This window comes from Qipengyuania zhejiangensis (genome assembly GCF_035607565.1).
Classification (GTDB): Bacteria; Pseudomonadota; Alphaproteobacteria; order Sphingomonadales; family Sphingomonadaceae; genus Qipengyuania; species Qipengyuania zhejiangensis.
The window spans coordinates 1-2,138 of the sequence record NZ_JAYKGO010000009.1; the positions used below are offsets into that span (position 1 = coordinate 1).

4 protein-coding genes are annotated in these 2,138 nt (G+C 33.5%); 3 read left to right on the top strand and 1 reads right to left on the bottom strand.

What is annotated here, in order from left to right; translation table 11 throughout:
• Window positions 1-287: 287 nt before the first annotated feature.
• A complete protein-coding gene (locus VR863_RS14930) occupies window positions 288-410 on the top strand; it encodes a YjcZ family sporulation protein (protein WP_353545348.1) in 123 nt (40 codons plus the stop codon).
• Window positions 411-468: 58 nt separating this feature from the next.
• Here VR863_RS14930 and gloA2 read toward each other — a convergent pair whose 3' ends face one another.
• Entirely contained in the window at window positions 469-855 is a 387-nt protein-coding gene (gene gloA2 / locus VR863_RS14885; RefSeq protein ID WP_324829306.1) for an SMU1112c/YaeR family gloxylase I-like metalloprotein, read from the bottom strand.
• 156 nt (window positions 856-1,011) lie between these two features.
• Between gloA2 and VR863_RS14890 the strand changes: the two genes are divergently transcribed.
• Together VR863_RS14890 and VR863_RS14895 are read left to right on the top strand one after the other, a co-directional pair.
• Window positions 1,012-1,329 carry a hypothetical protein gene (locus VR863_RS14890; protein WP_324829307.1) on the top strand — a complete coding sequence of 106 codons (318 nt, stop codon included), beginning with the start codon at window positions 1,012-1,014 and terminating at the stop codon, window positions 1,327-1,329.
• Between the two features lie 549 nt (window positions 1,330-1,878).
• A partial coding sequence (locus VR863_RS14895; protein ID WP_324829308.1) for a CpsB/CapC family capsule biosynthesis tyrosine phosphatase occupies window positions 1,879-2,138 on the top strand: 260 nt, incomplete at its 3' end.

Genomic DNA, 2,138 nt, shown 5'->3' on the forward strand with positions numbered 1-2,138 from the left:
ATGGGATTCATATTCGTTTTATTGGATTTATATTATGCTTCTAAACTTTATCGGAAGATTTTTCGTCTCAGACAGGTATCGAAAGCCAGTCTCATCAGAAACAAGAACTTATTGGTTTGTGTTTGTCGTAACACTTGCATTGACGGTTTTTGTAATAGTTAGATTGATTAACTACAAAACGTTAGGGTCCTTTTGATTATTTGGGCTTATCTTACTAGACGAAAGCCTAGACACTTCCAGTTCTATTTACATATGTTGTAAAAGTAAAGAACTTGGAGGTGAAGTATATGTCACATTGTGGATATGGATACGGATATGCAGCTCCTGTTTCAACTGGAGTGAATCCATTCGTATTAATCGTTGTGTTATTTATTTTATTAATTATTGTTGGTGCTTCTTGGGGTTGGTAAAATAAAACCAAAGAATCCTATCGAATTTGTGATAGGATTCTTTTTTATATTTTCTCATTTATTTTTCATACAATTCCAAAGGCAATCCATCTGGATCTGCAAAAAAAGTAAACCTCTTCTCTGTAACAGGATCAATTCTTACTGGCTCCATACCTACACCATTAGCCTCAAGTTCAATAACAGCTTCCTCTATATCATCAACTTCAAACGCCAAGTGACGGAGCCCTCTGGCCTCAGGATAGGATGTACGCTCTGGAGGATTATTAAATGAGAATAATTCAATTTGATAATCTCCACCTACAGCTAAATCCAGCTTATACGAGTTCCTCTCTTCACGATAGGTCTCCATTACAACCTTCAAACCTAATATATCTACGTAAAAACGTTTGGATTTCTGATAATCCGAACAAATAATGGCAACATGATGAATTTTATTTAGCTTCATATTATCTTTCCCCCTTGTCCCTCTAAAAGGTATATACACCAATCATAAGGTAAGATGATTTTTCCTTCAATAAGGATAGATATTTGTGGCAGGTATGAATGTCGATGAATATGGATAAACAGTTAGCAATATATTGGTACGGGAGGTGTTTGACGGATGAGTGATTATGAGAAGTTAAATAAGATTAGAAAAATGGCGAATGAGATGTCCTATCAAGCAATGGATGATGAATATCAGAACGATGAAGAAAAATTAAAACGTGCACTTGATTATGTCAGTCGATCCTTGGGGATGTTAGCAGAAGTTGAAATGGATCGAACAAAAGGGAGTAATGAAAGTAATGAGATTCTAAATTTTATTGAAATGAGAGTGGAGTTGGCTTTACAACAGATAATGAACCCCACAAAGGATAACCAGCAGTTAGATAAACCGGAGCCATATGTGTTAAAAGATTTAAATGAAGAAAATGGATAAGTTGAAATGTAAAATCCAATTTTAAATTAATGGATTAATATGAAAAGGCCGTTACATACCTGTAACGGTTTTTTATAATTTAATTTAATTTTAAGTAGTTTCTAGGGGAATAGATTGGATACGTTATTAAATATAGAGACTATAAGTGCTGTACCAGTCTATTCCCATGATACAAGGACTTCTTCAATAGCTTGCTTATCTTTTCCTCACAGGATGATTGCTGTATAAGAAAATTATAATTGTAAAACCAAAATTTGTGCCAACCACGAAGTACAATAGATATCATGCAATGACCCCCTACAAATTCTGAATATTTATCGAGTTTCTTCATTAAATTTAACATTCCGATATGAAGCTTATGTTGAGGTAGTATTAATTTATTATAAAGGAATGATTATATCTAGGTATTCTGAAGCAAATTTGTCATCTAGCCATAATTTGGTTTATTTGGGACCGAAAAGGTAATGCAATATCTATGAAACTTGTTATAATGGTAAAATGTAAGTTATTGTCGAAAACTAAACAACTTAAAAAAGGTAGGGGTTATAAATGATTGACATACATTGTCATATCTTACCGGGAGTGGATGATGGCTCTCAAAATATAGAAGATTCTATTAAAATGGCAAAGCATGCTGCAAATGAAGGAATAACGAAAATAATTGCAACACCACATCATAAGAACGGCAAATATGATAATACTGCTTCGGACATAAAACCCCAAGTTGAAAAGTTAAATCAAATACTTAAAGAAGAAATGATACCTGTAGAAATTCTTCCGGGCCAAGAGTCACGAATATTTGGTGAGAT